The sequence below is a fragment of the Hymenobacter yonginensis genome, from assembly GCF_027625995.1.
GTDB classification, from domain to species: Bacteria; Bacteroidota; Bacteroidia; order Cytophagales; family Hymenobacteraceae; genus Hymenobacter; species Hymenobacter yonginensis.
In genome coordinates, this window is the sequence record NZ_CP115396.1 from 4,587,811 (window position 1) to 4,605,990 (window position 18,180).

Sequence of the window (18,180 nt, forward strand, 5' to 3'; positions counted from 1 at the left end):
CTTTATCGAATTGATTTGTTAATGTAATTAGCAATCAGAATAGGCTTCGGCAACTCCTCAGCCTGGCTACGGGAAAACGCACTCAGGCCCGCTGCCGCCAGCGCCTGCGCGGGTAGCGGCTCCCGCAGCCACACCGGATGGAACTTGGCCTCCACCTTCTGGTGGCTGAGCACATGCCGCAACGCCTGGGTGGGCTCCTCGGCCCGGCTGGTATCCAGCTGGCCGCCCAGAGCATCCACCGCCGTCAGCAACTCGGTTGCGGACAGCTCGGCCGTGTCGGTTTCCTGCAGATGGAAGTCGTAGAGGCCCTCCCAGATATCCTTGGGGCCGCGCTTGCGCATATACACCGTATCAGCGTGGCGCAGCACCAGGTAGTGGAAGTGCCGGGTACGGGCCGCTTTAGCCTTGCTCTTTACCGGCAGCTCGCTCACCATGCCGTGCTGAAACGCGAAACACTGGCTCTGCAGCGGGCAGAACAGGCAATCGGGCTTGGCCGGCGTGCACTGGATGGCCCCGAACTCCATAATGGCCTGGTTGAACTCGGCCGGCTGGTCGGCCGGAATGTGCGTGTCGGCCAGCTGCTGGAACACTTTGCGGCTGGCCGGCACCGCAATATCCTGCGTGAGGCCAAACACGCGCGCCAGCACCCGGAACACGTTGCCGTCGAGCACGGCCACTTGCTCATCGAAGGCAAACGAGGCAATGGCGGCGGCCGTGTACTGCCCCACGCCGCGCAGCTGCAGCAGGCCGGCGTAGGTGGTCGGGAACTGGCCGCCGTACTCGCGCACCACCTGCTGGGCGGTATGGTGCATGTTGCGGGCCCGGCTGTAGTAGCCCAGGCCCTGCCAGTGGCGCAGCACCTCATCTTCGGGCGCGGCGGCCAGATCCTGCACGGTAGGGTAGGAGCTGATGAAGTCCAAGTAGTACGGCAGGCCCTGTTTTACGCGGGTCTGCTGCAGAATTACCTCCGACAGCCAGATGGCGTATGGGTCGCGGGTGTGGCGCCAGGGCAGGTCGCGGCGGTGGCGCGGGTACCATTCCAAGAGGGCAGCGGCAAAAAAGGTGGGGGCAGTGGCAACAGAATTGTTAGTCAAGTGTTTGAAAGAGAAATACTTGGAAGGATTTAAGAAGGGTCTTTCTATTGCGGGTAAATCTATTGCAAAACCAAAAAAGGGGGCTACCTTTGTGGCCCCAATTCGCAAGCGAACAGCTTACCGGGCAAGGGCTTACGTCCTGAATTGGTTGTTTTGCCCAGCATTCATTTTTCACCCATAGTACCTTACCAGCGTGACTAAAGCAGAAGTAATCGCCGAAATCGCCGACAAGACCGGCATCGAGAAAGCAGACGTTTCGGCTACCGTGGAAGCCTTCTTCAAAGTCGTGAAGGATTCGATGGCCGAAGGCAATAACATCTACGTGCGTGGCTTTGGCAGCTTCGTAAACAAAAAGCGCGCGAAGAAAGTCGCTCGTAACATCTCGAAAAATACGTCGATCATCATCGACGAGCATTTCATCCCGAGCTTCAAGCCGTCGAAAACCTTCATCGGCAAAATCAAGAACAGCAAGAAAATCAAAGAACTGGCCAACGCCTAAGGTGTTGATTCAGTTATAACCTACTGCTGGCGGCGCCGCGGGGCGTCCGGTAACACGGATGCCCGGCGGCCTGCTTTTTTCGGATGGCTACACGCACCTCTTCACATCAACTGATTCTGCTGGCAGTGGCCCTGGCCCTGGTGGCCGGGCTGTTTTTGTTGCCCAAGGTGATTGTAAAGCCCAAGGAAGGCAAAGGCGAACTGGCTCAGGATGCAGCCCGCACGGCCAACCGTGACAACGGCGCTGCCGCTCCATCTGTCGGCGGCCTCGATGAGCACGGCCACGCGGCCGGCAGCCACGATGCCGACGGCGGGGCTACTCCCGAGCAGCCCCACATGACCATTGCACCGGCCCAGCGCCAAGAGCTGAACACGCTGCTGGCCAAGTACCGGACGACTGCCGACCCCATGGCCAAGCTACGCGTGGCCTCGGATCTGGCCATCAAGTACAAGGCCGTGGAGAAATTCGACAGCGCCGGCTACTATCTGGAGCAGCTGGCCCAGGCCCGCCCCGGCGAGCAGGCCTGGCAGCGGGCGGCCGATGCGTACTTCGAAGCGTTTAGCTTTGCCGCTACGCAGGAGCGCCAGAAGCTGCTGGCGGCCAAGTGCCAGGAGCTCTACGGCAAAGTGTTGAAAAACAACCCGGAGAACCTGGACGCCAAAACCAACCTTGGCATGGCCTTCATGGCCAGCGCCAACCCGGTGCAGGGCGTCGTGCTGCTGCGCGAGGTGCTGGCCGCCGATCCGCGCAACGAAAAAGCCATCTACAACCTGGGTTTGCTCTCGATGCAGAGCAACCAGTACGAGAAGGCAGTAGAGCGTTTTCGCGAGTTGACCAAGGTAAATCCGTCAAACGTCAACGGACAGTTTTATCTTGGCGTCGCGTTAGCTGAAACTGGGGCGAAGGAAGAAGCCCGCGCGGCCTTCCAGAAAACCAAAAGCCTGAGCACCGACCCCAGCCTGACGGCCGCGGTTGATGAGCAGCTACAGAAGCTTAATTGAATGGCTGAATAGTTTGATTGTTAAATGGTTGTTGGTTCTGACAACTCGTTGCCCGGCCAACCATTTAACAATCCAACCATTCAGCCATTAAGAAGGAAACCATTCAACCACTTAACCCACAACAACATGCCCTGCGGTAAAAAAAGAAAGCGTCATAAGATTGCTACCCACAAACGGAAGAAGCGCCTGCGCAAAAACCGTCACAAGAAGAAGTAAGCCCTTTCGGGGTCTGCTGGCGGGGCGCTGCTGCTAAGGCGCGCCACCCGTCTATCTCTCATCTTGTATCCCCGAGAGTGGCTAATAAATTCGCTTTCCCCGAGGCTTGCAAGGGAAGCCGGTGCTTGGTGCACCGGCTTCCCTTTGCCGGTTTCGGGGGCGAAGGGCCATCATTGGGACTACCTAACAACCCAATCCATTGAGTAACGAATTAATCATTAATTCTACTCAGGAAGGAGAACGGATTGCCCTGCTACAGGACAAGCGGCTCATCGAATATCATTTCGACCGCAACGACACCAATTACTCGGTGGGCGACATCTTCCTGGGCACGGTCAAGAAAGTTATGCCCGGTCTGAACGCTGCGTTCATTGACATCGGGTACGAAAAAGATGCGTTTCTGCACTACGGCGACCTGGGCGAGCAATTTCCCTCGCTCAGCAAGTGGGTGCGGGGCGTACAGTCGCAGAAAACCCCCGTTGGCGCCCTCAAGTCGTTTGGCCTCGAAAAGCCGCTCGACAAAGTGGGCAAGATTGCCGACACCCTCAAGAAGAGCCAGCAGGTGCTGGTTCAGATTGTAAAGGAGCCCATTTCCACCAAAGGCCCGCGCCTGTCCACCGATATTTCGATGGCTGGCCGCTACTTGGTGCTGGTGCCTTTTTCGAATACCATCAGCGTGTCGAAGAAGATTGTGAGCAAGACGGAGCGCGAGCGGCTCAAGCGGCTCATTGCTTCCATCAAGCCCGACAACTTCGGCGTGATTATCCGCACGGTGGCCGAGGGCCGCGAAGTGGCCGAGCTGGACCGCGACATGCAGAGCATGACCAGCAAATGGGAGCAGCTCTTCACGGCGCTGCGCTCTGCCAAGCCCAACGACAAGGTGCTGGGCGAGCTGGGCCGCACCAGCTCCATGCTGCGCGATATGCTCAACGAGTCGTTTGATGCCATTACGGTGGATACTACGGCCCGCTACGAGGAAATGCGCGGCTATCTGGAGCAGATTGCCCCCGATAAGCTGGGCCTGCTGAAGCACTACACCGGCAAGGTGAAGGTGTTTGAGCATCTGGGCATTGAAAAGCAGCTGAAAACGCTGTTTGGCAAAACCGTGACGGTGCCCGGCGGCGGCTACTTGGTAATCGAGCACACCGAAGCGTTGCACGTCATCGACGTCAACTCCGGCAACAAGAGCAACCAGGAAAGCGACCAGGAAGCCACGGCCCTCATGGTGAACATGCTGGCGGCCAAGGAAGTAGCCCGGCAACTTCGGCTGCGCGACATGGGCGGCATCATCGTCGTCGATTTCATTGACATGAAGTCGGCGGAGAGCCGCAAGAAGGTGGAGGACGCCGTGTATCAGGTGATGAAACACGACAAGGCGCGCTACACCATTCTGCCCATCACCAAGTTCGGGCTTCTCCAGATTACGCGGCAGCGCGTGCGCCCGGCCGAGAACATCATCACCGGGGAAGTGTGCCCAACCTGCGGCGGAACCGGCAAAATCTCGGCTTCCATCCAGGTAACCGACGAAATCGACAACAGCATCGAAGACTTGTTGGTGACGCAGAATCAGTCGGGCATTACGCTGCACGTGCATCCGTTCCTGCATGCCTACTACACCAAAGGCCTCGTAAGCCGGCAGATGAAGTGGTATCTGAAATACTACAAGTGGATCAAAGTCACCAAGGACACCAGCCTGGGGCTGACCGATTACCGCATCGAAGACGAAAACGGTGAGGAAATCGAGCTGCACTCGGCGGCGGCAGCCATGGCCCGCCTTCAGGACCACGAAGTAGACATTACCGATTAACCAAGTAGCGTGGTTGTCTGCGACAACTCCTCCTGAAAGAAGAAAAGCCCGCCTTACGGTATGTAGAGCGGGCTTTTTTAATCACGGATTTTGCGGATTAGACGGATTGTTCGGATTCGGCTCCGAGCTATTTACGCTCATGTGTTTTGCACAGAAACGAGCCGGAAATGAATCCGAACAATCCGTCTAATCCGCAAAATCCGTGATTAAAACTTCAACCCCAGATCCAGGGCAAACTCGCTGTTTTTGAGGGTGACGTCCTGGAAGTCGCGCTCATTGTCGAAGTACTTGTCGATGTTGAGCAGGCCACGGTGGTAGCTCAGGCCGGCGAATACCTTGGTGCTCTGGCCCACCTGGTACTCCACGCCCAGGCCCGCCAGCACGGCCGCTTCCGGGATGATGATATGGTCGGAGGCTTTGGTCTCGGTGTTGTTATTGCCGGGGTCGGTGTAGCGCTTCTCGCCGTTGATTTTGGCGGCAATTGCGCCGCCCACGCTACCGCCCAGCTGGAAGTAGAGCTTGGTGTCGGTGGTGATGTCGTTGGTGAACAGCTTCACCGTGAGGGGCACCTCCAGGTACTGCATACCGATTTTCTGCTCCTGGCGGCGGTTGGTGTTGGGGTCGAAGTAGCTGATGGTGCCACCCTTGCCCACCAGCTGCAGGCCCGAGCTGAAAGCGTAGTTTTCGCCGAAGAAGTAGTCGACCACCAGGCCGCCGCCGATGGTGAGCTTGCTCTTCTCGTTTTTGAAGCCGAGCGTGCTCGGGGATTCGGTGCGCAGGTTGGTGATGGAAGGCGACAGTTTGAGGCCAATTTCGACCTGAGCCGAAGCCGTAGCGGCCGATGCACCTATTAAGAGGGCAGCAAGCAGAATTTTTTTCATGGCGAAGGCGAGTTGAGTAAGCCGCGGAATACGATGCCGCTGGGCGCGGCGTTTGGTTTTGGCTAATTTCGCCCAAAGATAGAAGCATGCCCCACTTTCCTTTTGCTATGCGCCCCATCCTGCCCGCCGTACTGGGTGGCTGCCTGCTGCTGCTGGCCGCCTGCAGCCGCGACACCGACACGTCCTGCACGCCCGACCCTGCCGTGGCCAACGTAGCGGCGCCCGTGCAGCTGACCCGGCTGGAAAAGCCGTTCTTCCAGATCCGGACCACCGCCGACGCCCAGCGCTTCCTGGCCGAGCAGCCGCTCTTCGCCAATCAGTTTCTGCAGCGCCGCCAGTTTCCGTCGGATGAGGTGCTGGCGGGTACGCTCACGCGCCTGGCCACCAATCAGGGCCTGCAGGTGCTCGGCCGCCAGACCGACAGCGTGTTTCAGGACTCGGGCAAGCTGAAAGCCGGGCTGGAAGGCATGTTCCAGCACATCCGCTACAACTTCCCCACGTTTCGGGTGCCGCCCGTGCAGACGTTTGTGTCGGGCCTGAGCCAGGATATGTTCGTGAACGACAGCCTGATGGTGCTGGGGCTGGACTTCTTCGTGGGGCCCACGGCGCGCTACCGCCCCAACGTGCCCGAATACATCCTGCGCCGTTACCGCCCCGAGTACGTGCTGCCCACCGCCGCGCTGGCCATCAGCAGCAAATATAACCGCAAGGAGCTCACCAACCAGACCATGCTGGGCGAGATGGTGCAGTACGGCAAGTCGCTGTACTTCGCGGAGCGGGTGCTGCCCTGCACCGCCGATTCGCTGCTCATCGGCTACACCGACAGGGAGCTGCAGGGCGTGTATTTCAACGAAGGCAAGATCTGGGCGCACTTTCTGGACAAGAAGCTACTCTACAACACCGCCCCGTTTACGGTGCAGAAGTACGTGGGCGAGCGGCCCAACATTCCCGAAATCGACAAGACCTGCCCCGGCCGCATTGGGGCGTGGGTGGGCTGGCAGATTGTGCGCAAGTACATGGCCGAAAACCCCAAGGTGACACTGGCCCAGCTGATGGCCGACAAAAACCCGCAGCACATCCTCAACGAGTCGCATTACCGCCCGCGCCCGCGCCGTGCCGAAAGATAGATTTGGTGGTAATTGCTGATCAGGAATCAACGATTGCAGACTCTCCGCCGGGGCGGCAATGTAGCTGCAAAGTCAATTCCTCATTACTAATTCTCATTTACTAATTGACGCCACGTGCATATTGCCGTTTTCAGCCAGTACCACACCAACCCGGACTGCCCGGCCACGAGCCGGCACTACGCGTTGCTGGCGTATCTGGCCCGGCAGCACCGCATCACGCTGATCAGCACGCGCACCTGGGAGCCGCAGCGGCTCACGCAGCAATATCCCTGGGTGCCGGCCGGGGTGGAGCTGCGTGTGGCCGATGTGCCTTATGAAAACCAGATGGGCGTGGCGCGGCGCGGGCTGGCGTTTGCGCAGTATGCGGCCTACGCCGTGCGCGAGGGCCTGCGTATCGACCGGCCCGACGTTATCTGGGGCATTAGCACGCCGCTGACGGCGGCCTGGGCGGCGGCGCAGGTGGCGCGGCGGCGCAAGGTGCCGTGGGTGTTTGAGGTGCAGGATCTGTGGCCTTCCTTCCCGATTGCCATGGGCGCCGTGCCCAACCGCTGGGCTCAGCGCCGCCTGTTTGCGCTGGAAAAAAGCCTGTACGGCAGTGCCCGCCACATCATGGCCCTTTCGCCGGACATGACGCGCTACGTGGAAGCCACGGCCAACCACAATCCGTTGGCCCCGGCCCGGGTAAGCACCGTGCTCAACGGCACCGATCTGGAGCTGGCCGCGCTGGCCACCGACGAAGCCGTAGTCACGCTGCGCCGCGAGCAAGGGCTGCAAGGCCGCCGCGTGGTGCTTTACGCCGGTACCCTAGGCCGTGCCAACGATATTCCGACCCTGCTAGCCGCGGCCGAGCTGCTGGCGGCCCAACGGCCGGAGATGGTGTGGCTGTTTATGGGCCTGGGTTTCGATGAGCCACGAGTGCGGGAAGCCGCATCCCGCTGCCCGGCCATCCGGCTGGTGCCGCCCCAGCCCCGGCACGCTGTGTTCAGCTGGTTCCGGCTGGCGGAAGTGTCGGTGGTTTCATTCCTGGGACTGCCGGTGCTCGATGCCAACTCGCCGGCTAAGTTCTACGACAGCCTAGCCGTGGGCACGCCGGTAATCGTCACCAACAATGGCTGGACCCGCGAGCTGGTGGAAACGCACGGCTGCGGCTGGTTTTCGCCGCCGAGCGATGCGCCGGCCCTAGCACAGCTGCTACACACGCTGCTGGAGCAGCCCGAGCAGCTACGCGCCGCCGGCGCCGCTGGCCGCCAGGTAGCCGCTACCGCCTTCGACCGCCAGCAGCTGGCGGCCACCGTGCAGCAGATTCTGGAGCAAGCCGCACAGTAAACTGTATTGCTTTGTGCTGCAGTGAGCCACTTTTATACTAAGTTGTGCTAGTTTGCTGTTATTTGGCGCCTTTAGGGGCTTTGGAGGAGGTTTTCTGGCTTGCCTGCAGTGTTTTAGCGGTGGTGTCGGCGTAGTACTTGCACCAGCTTTGGAGCGGGCAGATGGTGCATTTAGGCTGCCGGGCCACACAGATGTACCGGCCGTGCAGAATCAGCCAGTGATGCGCCTTGGGTATGAGCTCCTCCGGAATGTGGCGCACCAGCTCTTTCTCCACGGCCAGCGGCGTGGTAGCCGTGCGCGGCACCAGCCCCAGCCTGTGCGACACCCGGAACACGTGCGTGTCCACGGCCATGGCCGGTTGGTTGTATATCACCGACACCACCACATTGGCCGTTTTGCGGCCTACGCCCGGCAGCCGCTGCAACTCTTCAATGGTGCTGGGCACCTCGCCCCCAAACTCACTGACCAGCAACCGGCCCAAACCGGCCAGGTGCTTGGCCTTGTTATTGGGGTACGATACGCTCCGGATAAACGGAAAAATGTCTTCCGCCGAAGCGGCCGCCAGTTGTTCGGGTGTAGGAAACTGCTCCATCAGAGCCGGCATCACCAGGTTCACGCGCTTGTCGGTGCACTGGGCGCTGAGCACCACGGCCACAATCAGCTCGTAGGGCGACGAATAGTGCAGCTCCGTTTCCGGAGCCGGGAAATTGGTGGTGAAGTAGTCGAGGAAGTGGCGGAAACGCTCGGCTTTGCGCATGGTACAAAAGCAGCAAGAGCACCGCGGAAAGCTCCGTAGTGCAGGGGCAATAAAAAAGCGGGATGCCACGAAGGTACCGGTTGGTACGTTTCGGGGCATCCCGCCAGGGAATTTCCTTTTCCGTGGGCCGTAAAAATAAGCGGCGTTCAGCGCCTACGCAGAGCGCAGGAAAGTGCGGGAGTATTGCAGAATGGCCTCCGTGCTGCTTTGGCTGGGCTTGCGGCGCAAGGTATCGAGGGTACGCTGGGCCAGCAGCAGGTCGGCGCAGGTGGCCGCTAGGTCGGCGTCGTGCTGCAGGGCCTGCTCTACTTCCTGCTGTTCGTTAGCCGGCAATTCGTTGTACACGTACCGGAGCAGTTTCTCGTGGGTAAAGGTTTTGATCATAGAAAACGGGTTGTGCGGCCATTTTTTTCCGCAAATTGATCAGCGCGTAACGCATCCGCCCCAGCGCCGTGTTGATGCTGACGCCGGTAGCGTCGGCAATTTCCTGAAAGCTCATGTCGCCGTAGTGGCGCATCACCAGCACTTCCTTCTGCGCGGCGGGCAGCTCCTGTATTAACTCCCGAAGCCGTGCGTAGGTTTCTTCGCGCGTCAGCGCGGCTTCCACTCCTTCCTCGGCGTGCGAGAGAGAGTTGAAGGCATGGCTCGTCGTGTCGAGGTTGAGCAGCGGGCTGCGCTTCTCCCGACGGAAAAAATCGATGGCCAGGTTGTGGGCTATGCGGCAGATCCAGGAGGAAAATTTGCCTTCCTCGTTGTAGCGGCCACCTTTCATGGTGTGGATAGCCTTGATGAACGTATCCTGCAGCAGGTCTTCGGCCACGTCTTCGTCGCGTACGATCAGCATGATAGTCGTAAACACACGGGATTTGTACCGCTCGAGCAAGTGCGCGAAGGCCTCTTCATTGCCGGCAATGTAAAGGGATATGAGAGCGGAATCGCTCAGCTGCATGGTTTCCATAAAGGCTACGGGTTAAGGAACGTAGAGCTTTAGGCCATATTGTGCAGTTGCCGGTGAAATTCTGGAAAGTGAAGGGAGAATGAAGAACCCCTTGAACCAAATGTAGAGAACTGCCGGCCCAAACACAACGGCGAGCCGGGGCAGCCCGAATATTTTTTCAATATTTTTTCAAATACTCGATAGAATATGCAGAATGCCCGTTGGTTTATTGCCCTTATCGTGCGCTAAAGGCCGAAAAGACGGAATTTTCTTTCAGCAAAAAAGTTGCATGCCTGCCCGGGGCCTGGCCGCGCGTGGCGCTACAACTACACGCTTTCGTGCTGCCGCCGCCGGCCCAGCCAGGCGGTGGCCAGGCCTTCGTCGGTGAACAGGCGCACGTGGCATTGGGCATTGGTGACCATCGGCGCCCCCGATTCCTGGTCGATGGCGGACAAGTGGCCCGGCGACACCAGAAACGCCAGATACACCCGGCCGCCGAGGCGTGGTGCCAGCAGCGGCAGGAAGGTTTCCAGTGTCCAGAGCGTATCGTCCTCGCTGCTGATGCCGCGCCGCCGCAAATCGAGTAGCCAGAAGCGGCATTTGGGCGGCACGGCGGCTGTGAGCAGGGCCTCATAGCTCTGCTGCAGCTCAGCCGTGGAAATGGGCCGCAGCCACCGCCCCAGCAGGATCTGCAGGTCGGGGCGAAAAGAGAGTTCCGCGAAATCCGCCAGAAGGGTAGGAGTGGGCATAAGCAGGGGGAAAGCCGGCCGGTGTGCGACCAAAGGGTATCAAGATAGCGAAGAACGCAGCGCGCCACAAAGTTAGGGCTGCGGCCCGCAACCGGCTTCCGCCTGCCGCGGGCTACCTTTGCCCGCTCGTTTTTCGTCTTCTGCCCTATGTCTTCCGCTGTTCCGGCTCCCCGCCACGACCCCTACGCCGCGCTACGCCTGCCGGAGTTTCGGCGCTTCATCTCGGCCCGTGCCTGCCTGACGCTGGCTACCCAGATTCAGGGCGTAGTGGTCAGCTGGCAAATGTTTAAGCTCACCGGCGACCCGCTGGCGCTGGGTTTGATCGGGCTGGCCGAAGCCATTCCCAGCATTGTCGTGTCGTTGTATGCCGGGCACGTGGCCGACTCCGTGCGGCGCAAAAACATCATTGTGGCCATGGTGACGGTGTTGCTGCTGTGCTCGGTGGCGCTGGGCCTGCTGGCGCAGCCGCAGGCGGCCGGGCTGCTGACTGCCGGCACGTCATTGGGGGGGCTGCTGGTGCTGCGGGGGCTGCCGCTCTACGCCGTCATCTTCGTGAGCGGCGTGGCGCGGGGTTTTCTGGGGCCGGCCGTGTTTTCGTTTATGCCGCAGCTGATGCCCGCGCGCGAGCAGCTTTCCAACGCCATTACCTGGAACAGCACCACCTGGCAGGCGGCCGCCGTGCTGGGGCCGGCCATTGGGGGCCTGCTGTTTGCGCACCTAGGCATAGCCGTGGCCTACGGCACCGACATCGGGCTGATGCTGCTGTCGTTGCTGCTGTTTCTGAGCATTGCGGGCCGCCCGCTGCCGCCCACCGAGGGCCAGAAGCTGGGCCTGAAGGAAAGCGTGCTGAGCGGTATGCAGTTCATCTTCCAGAACCAGTTGGTACTGGCCGCTTTGTCGCTGGATCTGTTTGCGGTGCTGTTTGGCGGGGCCGTGGCGCTGCTCCCGATTTTCGCCGACCAGATTCTGCATACCGGGGCCGCGGGCCTGGGCTACCTGCGCGCCGCCCCGGCCGTGGGGTCGGTGCTGATGGCCGTGCTGCTGACTTATTTCCCGCTGCGTCGCCACGCCGGGCGCAAGTTGCTGTGGGCAGTGGCGGGCTTTGGCATAGCCACCATCTTCTTCGCCTTATCGACCAGCTTCTGGCTTTCCCTGTTTCTGCTGTTCCTGACCGGGGTGTTCGATTCGGTGTCGGTTATCGTGCGCTCCACGCTTATCCACACCTACACGCCCGAGTACATGAAGGGCCGCGTATCGGCCGTGAACAACATCTTCATCGGCTCCAGCAACGAAATCGGGGCCTTCGAGTCGGGGGCGGCGGCGCGGGTGCTGGGCGTGGTGCGCTCGGTGGTAGTGGGTGGCGCCATGACCCTGCTGGTAGTGGGCATTACGGCCTGGCGCGCCGACAAGCTGCGCAACCTGGACCTCACGCCCGAGCCGGGCAAAGACGCCTAACGTCGGCCGTTACTGCCAGCGTTGATTACAAGGAACCACGGCCATTTCAGGTATTCGGACCTACACCGGCGGTTATCAGGGGTTTATAAACAAACTTATCCACATTGATGTGGATAAGTGGCTGATTTTCGGCTGATTTGCTGGCTAGCGCCGGGCGTGGGCGGCCAGCCAGTTGCCGATGATCTGGAGCGCCGAGGGCGAAAAGGTTTCGCTGATCTGGCCGTACTCAGAGGGCAGCCCGGTGGTGGCCGTCTGGAACAGGTGGTTGAGGCCGTCGAGCTGTTGAATAGTTACGTCGCGGTTGCCGGCGGCCTGCAGGCCATTGCGAATGGCTTCGAGATTGGGGCCGGGCGCTACCTGCACGTCTTTGGTGCCGTTGAGAGCCAGCACCGGCACTTTCACTTTCGCCAGGGCCGGGGCCGGATTCAGCCCCAGAAAGTACCGGTACCAGGGCGAGGTCATCTGGGTGGCCATCGTGGTCAGCGTCGATTCGGGTACGCCGGGGCTGGCCTGCTTCAGCAGGGGCACCATCCGCGCAATGGCGGGCGGGTTGTCGGGGGTGGTCTGGATGACGGTGAGCAGAGCCTGCTGGGTGCGGCGCATGCGGCCGGCACTGGCCGTGTCGAGCCCCGAGGCACGCAATACATCGGCCTGCTGGCGCAGCAGCAGCTCCCGGCCACTCACGCCCATCCCCGCCAGCGACACGATGAAGGCCGGTGGGTTGGGCGCGGCGCCGGCCAGCAGCGCAATGGTGCCGCCCTCGCTATGCCCGAGCAGGCCCACGCGCTTGGGCTGCACGCTGGTTTGGGTGCGCAGAAACGCCAGCGCCGCCTGGGCATCGGCCAGAAAGTCGGCGGTGGTGGCAGTGGCAAACGTGCCGCCTGACTGGCCCACGCCCCGGTCGTCGTAGCGCAGCACGGCAAAGCCGCGCCGGGTCAGGTAATCGGCCAGCACCCGAAACGGATGGTGCCCGGCCAGACTTTCGTCGCGGTCCTGCGGGCCGGAGCCCGATACCAGCACCACGGCCGGAAAAGGGCCTTTACCGGCCGGCAGGGTGAGGGTGCCGGCCAGCTCAGGCCCGCCGCCAGGGTTTTTGAAGCGCACCTGCTGCTCGCGGTAGGGCAGCGGCGCCACGGGGTCCTGGGGGCGAACCGGCGGGGGTGGCGGGGCGGGCAGGCCCCGCTGCAGCACCAGGGGCCATTGCTCGCCGTTCTGCTTCCAGCGCCCGGTCAGCTGCTGCCCGTCGGCGGAAAGACGTGCCGCGTAGCGCACGCCCAGAAAATCGGACAGCAAAATCAGGCTGTCCTGGCGCAGCTCGGCCCCGGAGAAGGCGAGGCCGGTTACTTTCTGGGAGGGCACGTCCAGCGCGGCGGCCAGGGTCCCGGTGGGCTGCCCGGTGATGTGCACAATCAGCTGCGGCGGATTGACGGGCGTGGCCAGCGTGCCGTGCCAGTCGCCGGCCAGCTGCCGGGCCTGCTGGGCATGGGCGGGCGTCGCCAGACTGACCAAGCCCGCCAACAGCGCCCCGCATACCGCTCGCCACCCCAAATACATCCGTATCATCTGCTCAGAAGAAGAAAGCCCGTGTAGAAAGCGCAAGTATACGGCCCCGGCTGCATTCAACCGGTCCCTAAAAACCGCAGCGGGCGCCGAGCCGCCGGAACTGCCAAGCGTGTGGGCTACACACCGGCAATTCCAGCGGATCAGCGCCCGGAGCAGGCTGGCAGCAGATCAGGCTAGCGACTGGCCTGGGTAGGAGTGTTACGGGATTTGCGGGACGTTTTGGGCGCTTTGGCGGGGGCCTCACGCTTCACCGTCACGGGCACGGCTTCGGGCTGGGTGGTGCGCTTGGCAATCCAGCTCCGCATCATGTCCAGGGCCTTGGGCGAGAAGGTGGGCTGCTGCGCGCCGTTTACTATCGCCCACTCTTCCGGCTTGGGCTGCATCCAGTGGTTGACCTCGGGCAGCTTCTGCGTGGTTACGTCGCGGTTGGTGCGCAGACCTTTGCGCAGCATGGCCAGGTTGTTGGTGGCTTCCACCTGCAGGTCGTCGGCACCGTTTATGGCCAGCACCGGGCACTGCACTTCGGGCAGCTTGCGGGTGGGTTCGAAGTCGATGAAGTAGCGCGACCAGGGCGAGGTGAGCTGAATGGCGCGGGCGCGGGCCATGTGCGGGTCGAGGTCGGTGTTGCTCATGCGCAGCGTGGCGGCCACTTTGCCCCGGGCCTGGGCATCGTTAGGCGTCTGCCGGATGATGTCAATCATCTGGGCGTGCAGCTCCATGGAGGCCTTCACCTGGGCCGGGCTGGCCCCAATCAGGCGCATGATTTCCAGCTGCTGGCGCGTCAGTACGTGGCGGCCCGGCAGGCCGTAGCCCGCCATCGACACCACGAAAGCCGGTTTGGCCGGGCCGGGCTCGGCTGCCGCCAGAAAGGCCACGTTGGCGCCTTCGCCGTGCCCGATAAACCCGATTTCCTGCGGATTGATGAGGTTGCGGCTCCGAAGAAAGGCCATGGCCGCCTGCGCGTCACTGACCAAATCCTGGGTGGTAGCCGTCAGGTAGATGCCCTGCGACTTGCCGGTGCCCCGGTCGTCGAAGCGCAGCACGGCGATGCCGCGGCGGGTGAGGTAGTCGCCCAGAATGCTGAACATGCGGTATTCCTGCTCGCCGGCGTCGCGGTCCTGCGGGCCCGAATCGGAGAGCAGCACCACGGCCGGGAAGGGGCCCGGGCCGGCCGGCACGGTCAGGATGCCGCTCAGGCGGAGCTTGGCCGCATTGTTCATGAAGCTGATTTCGTCTTCGCGATAGGGCGGCGTGAGGCGCACTTTGCCGGAAGCCGTAGCCGCGGACTTAGCGCGTTCAAACACCAGCGGCCCCGAGAGGCCCGGCTGCTTCCACACCCCGGTGAGCTGGTCGCCGTTGTTCTGGATTTTGCCCACGAAGCTGCTGCCCGCCTGCTCGATGTGCAGGCTGAGCTCGTTGCCTTTCACCTCCACTTCCACCGGCATGCGGTAGATGCGCTGCTGGGGCACGTCGAGGGCGGCGTAGTAGCCGCCATTGGTGAGCGGAATGATGGTGACAATGAGGTCGAGCTGCCCGCCTGGTACCTTAAGCGGGCCGCGCCACTGGCCGTTGAGAACAGGCGCCACCCCGGCAAAAACCGGCATAGCAAGCAGCACTGCGAATACCAGAAAAAACGCGTGTAATGTTTTCTTCATATAGTTACAAAAGAAGGCTGTCCGTAGCATTCTTATACGGCAAGGTCACGGAAAGTAACAAAATCAAAGTTACTCTAATCAAAATATTTATCGGCCGGTTGAGCTTCGCTATACTGCCCGTTCATCTACTATAAGCTGCCAGTGGCCCGCGCAACAAAAAGCCCGCCGCCACCGGAGCTGTACCCATATGTGTGGATACGTCTCCGATGGCGGCGGGCCGCCAATGGGTCAGGAAGCGCGGGAGCTAGCAGTTGCCGTCCAAGTCGCAGGCAGCACCGGCCGCACCGGTTAGCTCTACGGGCCGGGGTTGGGCTTCCTCCCATACCTTGGCCAAAACTTCCTCAAACAGCTCCGTCGGCTGAGCGCCCGACACGGCATACTTATCGTCGAAAACGAAGTAGGGCACGCCGCGCACGCCAATCTGCCGGGCCTGGTACTCGTCGTGGCGAACTTCCTGGGCGAAGGCATCGGAGGTGAGAACATCCGTTACGGCATCGGCGGGCAGCTGCAGCTCGGCGGCCAGCGCCTGCAGCGTGGGCACGTCGTTGATGTCAAGGCCTTCTTCCAGATAGGCTTTGAACAGCCGCTCTTTAGCGGCATCCTGGCGGCCGTGCTGCTCGGCCAGATGCACCAGGCGGTGCGCCCGGAACGTGTTGGCCGGCACCGCCCGGTCGAAATCAAACGCCAACCCTTCGGCGGCGGCCATTTCCGTCATGTTGGCCGACATCTGGCGGGCCCACTCCTCTGTGTTGCCGTATTTGGCAGCCAGGCGCTTATAGAGGCTGCCTTCGCCGGGCTGCGGGTTGGAGTCGGCATCCAGTTCGAAGCTGCGCCAATGGATGTCAATGGCGTCGCGGTGCGGGAACTTGGCCAGTGCGTTTTCCAGGCGACGTTTGCCGATGTAGCAGAACGGGCATACAATGTCGGACCAGATTTCTACTGATATTTTTTTCATGCTGCAGAGTCAAAAGCAAGGAGGCGTTGCGTTGCGCCAGTGGTTATAACAGGTGGTGAGGGCCGGTGGTTTCAGCGGGCGCAAAAAGGCCGGCCCTGTTGCTTAACCGGGCCGGCCTCAGGCGTTGATGATGGGCTAGCGCGCCACGATGAGCTTCTGGCCGGGCTTTACTTCGTCGGAAGTGAGATGATTGAGGCGCCGCAACTCGTCCACGGTAATGCCCTGGTAGCGCCGCGAGATGTTGTAGAGCGTGTCGCCCTTCTGCACCAGATGCACCTTTTGCTCGGCCACTTCGCGTGTGGCTGGCTTCCGGGCGGCCAGGGCAGGCTTCTGTGCTGTACGGGTCGAAGCCGGGCGGCTCGGGGCCGGGGCGTTGTCGTCGTCGGGGGCGGCCAGCAGTAGCTTCTGCCCGGGCATCACCTTCTCCGATTCCAGCCGGTTCCAGGCCATCAGCTGACTGATCGTCAGGCCCCGGCTTTGCGCCACCTTCGCCAGATTGTCGCCGCGCCGCACCACGTAGGTGGCGGGCATGGAGTCATCGGCTACCGCAAGCGTGGCCGCAGCAGCCGCGGCCTCCTGGCCGATAAGCTGCGGATTGCGGTTGGCAATAGCGGCCTTCAGCGGTTCGGCGGCGGCTACCATCTCAGCCATGGTGGCAGCGGTAGGTGCTGGGCCGGTAGTTCTGGCCGCAGGCGTGGCTAGGCGCGACGGCACCGAGGGTTTGCGGTCGGCCGCGGCTACAGCCCGGGCGGCGGGCGCGGCGGGCTGGGCAATCGGCACAAATACTACCAGCTGCTTGCCCGGCACCAGGGCTTTGCCTTTGCGCAGGCCGTTCCAGCGCGCGAGCTGGGCAGTCGTTACGTCGTAGCGCTCGGCCACTGCCGCCGCCGACTCGCCGCGCCGGACCGTGTGGCGCACGCGCCGAAAGCGCGGGGCCGCCACTTCTGTTTCTTCGCGCGGCCCGCCGCTGGCCGCCAGCGTCCGCGACGGGAAAGGCACTACGCCTTCCAGACGGGCCATCAGCGGCTGCAACGGCTGCGGCAGATCAACCTGGGGCCGGCAGTAGTCGAACAGGGTGGCGCGGTCTACTACGGCCAGCTGCGGGCGCACGGCTGCCGGAATCTGCACGGTATAGGCCCGGTAGCCTTCGGGCAGCCAGCTGCGGCGCAGCTCGGGGTTGTAGCGCAGCAGCGCGGCCGAGTCGGGCAGGCCGCAGGCCTGGCTGAGGCGGTGCAGGTCGAGGGCGTGGCCGCCTACCTGCAGGGTGTCCATGGCTTCGGCGTAGCGGTATTTCAGGTCCGGTGAGTGCAGTTGGTGGGCCTGGGCATACTGCATCGAGTACATGATAGCCGTGAAGGTGGGCACGTAGTTGCGCGTTTCCTTGGGCAGGTGCGGATACAGGTCCCAGAAGGTTTTCTTGCCCGTGCGGCGCATCACGCGCTGCATGCTGCCGGCGCCCCAGTTGTAGGCCGCCAGCACCAGCTCCCAGTCGTGGAAGATGCCGTAGAGGTAGCGCAGGTGCTTGCAGGCCGCTTCTGTGGACTTCTCCGGGTTCATGCGCTCGTCCACCCAGTCGTCGCGGCGCAGGCGCAGGTCGCCGGCCGTGGGGCCCATGAACTGCCACAGCCCGGTAGCGCCCACCGGCGACTTGGCCGTCGGAATCAGGGCTGATTCCACCACGGCCAGGTACTTAAGGTCGGTGGGCAGATTGTACTTGGCGAGGTACTTCTCGAACAGCGGAAAATACACGTTTTCGCGCTCCAGCACCCGTTGCATGTACTTGCGGTTGCGCTCCGTAAACAGCTTCACAAACGACATCACGGCCGGATTGAAGGTGTGGGGCGCATCGGTTTCAAAGCAGTTGATCCGGTCCCCGACCAGGTCGCGCAGCTCGGGCGGGGTCTGTAGCCAGGCCAGCCGCACGGAGTCTATGACAATGGGCTCGGCCGCCAGCGAATCGGGGAGCAGCTGCAGGTCTACCACCTGCGTGGTGTCGTCGGCGGGGATAGTGGGGGGGGGCTGCGGCAAATTAAACGGACGCGTCTGCGCCATGCCGGCGTGAGAAGCCACCAATCCCAGCACCCCGCTGGCCACCACAACACGCAACAACTGTTTCTTCATTTCTTCGCCTGGGTCGTCGTGAAAAAAAACGAAAAGC

General features: G+C 62.0%; 16 protein-coding genes. 6 read left to right on the forward strand and 10 right to left on the reverse strand.

The window, feature by feature from the left end:
• Positions 1–2: 2 nt before the first annotated feature.
• Positions 3–1,094, reverse strand: a complete 1,092-nt coding sequence (gene mutY / locus O9Z63_RS19685) for an A/G-specific adenine glycosylase (RefSeq protein WP_270127123.1) — start codon at positions 1,092–1,094, stop codon at positions 3–5.
• Positions 1,095–1,287: 193 nt separating this feature from the next.
• Between mutY and O9Z63_RS19690 the strand changes: the two genes are divergently transcribed.
• The 3 genes from O9Z63_RS19690 to O9Z63_RS19700 all read left to right on the forward strand — a co-directional run bounded on the left by O9Z63_RS19690 (position 1,288) and on the right by O9Z63_RS19700 (position 4,617).
• Complete coding sequence (locus O9Z63_RS19690; RefSeq protein WP_044014459.1) at positions 1,288–1,593, forward strand: HU family DNA-binding protein; 306 nt, start codon at positions 1,288–1,290, stop codon at positions 1,591–1,593.
• Positions 1,594–1,676: 83 nt separating this feature from the next.
• Entirely contained in the window at positions 1,677–2,594 is a 918-nt protein-coding gene (locus O9Z63_RS19695; RefSeq protein WP_052381249.1) for a tetratricopeptide repeat protein, read from the forward strand.
• Between the two features lie 415 nt (positions 2,595–3,009).
• Positions 3,010–4,617, forward strand: coding sequence for an Rne/Rng family ribonuclease (locus O9Z63_RS19700; RefSeq protein ID WP_044014457.1), 1,608 nt, complete (start codon positions 3,010–3,012; stop codon positions 4,615–4,617).
• Positions 4,618–4,823: 206 nt separating this feature from the next.
• On the opposite strand, the gene O9Z63_RS19705 is transcribed toward O9Z63_RS19700, so the two are convergent.
• Entirely contained in the window at positions 4,824–5,498 is a 675-nt protein-coding gene (locus O9Z63_RS19705; RefSeq protein WP_270127125.1) for a porin family protein, read from the reverse strand.
• Positions 5,499–5,605: 107 nt separating this feature from the next.
• On the opposite strand from O9Z63_RS19705, the gene gldB reads away from it, so the two are divergent.
• Together gldB and O9Z63_RS19715 are read left to right on the forward strand one after the other, a co-directional pair.
• Positions 5,606–6,625, forward strand: coding sequence for a gliding motility lipoprotein GldB (gldB, locus tag O9Z63_RS19710; RefSeq protein WP_270127126.1), 1,020 nt, complete (start codon positions 5,606–5,608; stop codon positions 6,623–6,625).
• Between the two features lie 114 nt (positions 6,626–6,739).
• Positions 6,740–7,951 carry a glycosyltransferase family 4 protein gene (locus O9Z63_RS19715; protein WP_270127127.1) on the forward strand — a complete coding sequence of 404 codons (1,212 nt, stop codon included), beginning with the start codon at positions 6,740–6,742 and terminating at the stop codon, positions 7,949–7,951.
• 58 nt (positions 7,952–8,009) lie between these two features.
• On the opposite strand, the gene nth is transcribed toward O9Z63_RS19715, so the two are convergent.
• From nth to O9Z63_RS19735, 4 genes are all read right to left on the reverse strand, one after another.
• Positions 8,010–8,708 carry an endonuclease III gene (nth, locus tag O9Z63_RS19720; protein ID WP_270127128.1) on the reverse strand — a complete coding sequence of 233 codons (699 nt, stop codon included), beginning with the start codon at positions 8,706–8,708 and terminating at the stop codon, positions 8,010–8,012.
• Between the two features lie 153 nt (positions 8,709–8,861).
• Positions 8,862–9,053, reverse strand: a complete 192-nt coding sequence (locus tag O9Z63_RS19725; protein ID WP_052381248.1) for a hypothetical protein — start codon at positions 9,051–9,053, stop codon at positions 8,862–8,864.
• Complete coding sequence (locus O9Z63_RS19730) at positions 9,031–9,666, reverse strand: RNA polymerase sigma factor (protein WP_044014450.1); 636 nt, start codon at positions 9,664–9,666, stop codon at positions 9,031–9,033. The genes O9Z63_RS19725 and O9Z63_RS19730 overlap by 23 nt, the downstream gene beginning before the upstream one ends.
• 305 nt (positions 9,667–9,971) lie before the next feature.
• Positions 9,972–10,394, reverse strand: a complete 423-nt coding sequence (locus tag O9Z63_RS19735; RefSeq protein WP_270127129.1) for a hypothetical protein — start codon at positions 10,392–10,394, stop codon at positions 9,972–9,974.
• 147 nt (positions 10,395–10,541) lie between these two features.
• Between O9Z63_RS19735 and O9Z63_RS19740 the strand changes: the two genes are divergently transcribed.
• Positions 10,542–11,849, forward strand: coding sequence for an MFS transporter (locus O9Z63_RS19740; protein ID WP_270127130.1), 1,308 nt, complete (start codon positions 10,542–10,544; stop codon positions 11,847–11,849).
• A 144-nt stretch (positions 11,850–11,993) separates the two neighbouring features.
• Here the strand turns inward: O9Z63_RS19740 and O9Z63_RS19745 are convergent, their stop codons facing one another.
• From O9Z63_RS19745 to O9Z63_RS19760, 4 genes are all read right to left on the reverse strand, one after another.
• Positions 11,994–13,358, reverse strand: a complete 1,365-nt coding sequence (locus O9Z63_RS19745) for an alpha/beta hydrolase family protein (RefSeq protein ID WP_270127131.1) — start codon at positions 13,356–13,358, stop codon at positions 11,994–11,996.
• Positions 13,359–13,585: 227 nt separating this feature from the next.
• Positions 13,586–15,067: an alpha/beta hydrolase family protein gene (locus O9Z63_RS19750; RefSeq protein ID WP_270127132.1), complete on the reverse strand. Its 1,482-nt coding sequence runs from the start codon at positions 15,065–15,067 to the stop codon at positions 13,586–13,588.
• 244 nt (positions 15,068–15,311) lie between these two features.
• Positions 15,312–16,022: a DsbA family oxidoreductase gene (locus tag O9Z63_RS19755; protein ID WP_270127133.1), complete on the reverse strand. Its 711-nt coding sequence runs from the start codon at positions 16,020–16,022 to the stop codon at positions 15,312–15,314.
• Positions 16,023–16,157: 135 nt separating this feature from the next.
• A complete protein-coding gene (locus O9Z63_RS19760; RefSeq protein ID WP_270127134.1) occupies positions 16,158–18,050 on the reverse strand; it encodes a LysM peptidoglycan-binding domain-containing protein in 1,893 nt (630 codons plus the stop codon).
• Positions 18,051–18,180 lie beyond the last annotated feature (130 nt).

Bases quoted from the DNA above. Each gene is read 5' to 3' on its own strand.
- O9Z63_RS19735 (WP_270127129.1), bottom strand. From the start codon at position 10,394: ATGCCCACTCCTACCCTTCTGGCGGATTTCGCGGAACTCTCTTTTCGC.
- O9Z63_RS19695 (WP_052381249.1), top strand. From the start codon at position 1,677: ATGGCTACACGCACCTCTTCACATCAACTGATTCTGCTGGCAGTGGCC.
- O9Z63_RS19730 (WP_044014450.1), bottom strand. From the start codon at position 9,666: ATGGAAACCATGCAGCTGAGCGATTCCGCTCTCATATCCCTTTACATT.
- gldB (WP_270127126.1), top strand. From the start codon at position 5,606: ATGCGCCCCATCCTGCCCGCCGTACTGGGTGGCTGCCTGCTGCTGCTG.
- O9Z63_RS19705 (WP_270127125.1), bottom strand. From the start codon at position 5,498: ATGAAAAAAATTCTGCTTGCTGCCCTCTTAATAGGTGCATCGGCCGCT.
- O9Z63_RS19740 (WP_270127130.1), top strand. From the start codon at position 10,542: ATGTCTTCCGCTGTTCCGGCTCCCCGCCACGACCCCTACGCCGCGCTA.
- nth (WP_270127128.1), bottom strand. From the start codon at position 8,708: ATGCGCAAAGCCGAGCGTTTCCGCCACTTCCTCGACTACTTCACCACC.
- O9Z63_RS19755 (WP_270127133.1), bottom strand. From the start codon at position 16,022: ATGAAAAAAATATCAGTAGAAATCTGGTCCGACATTGTATGCCCGTTC.
- O9Z63_RS19750 (WP_270127132.1), bottom strand. From the start codon at position 15,067: ATGAAGAAAACATTACACGCGTTTTTTCTGGTATTCGCAGTGCTGCTT.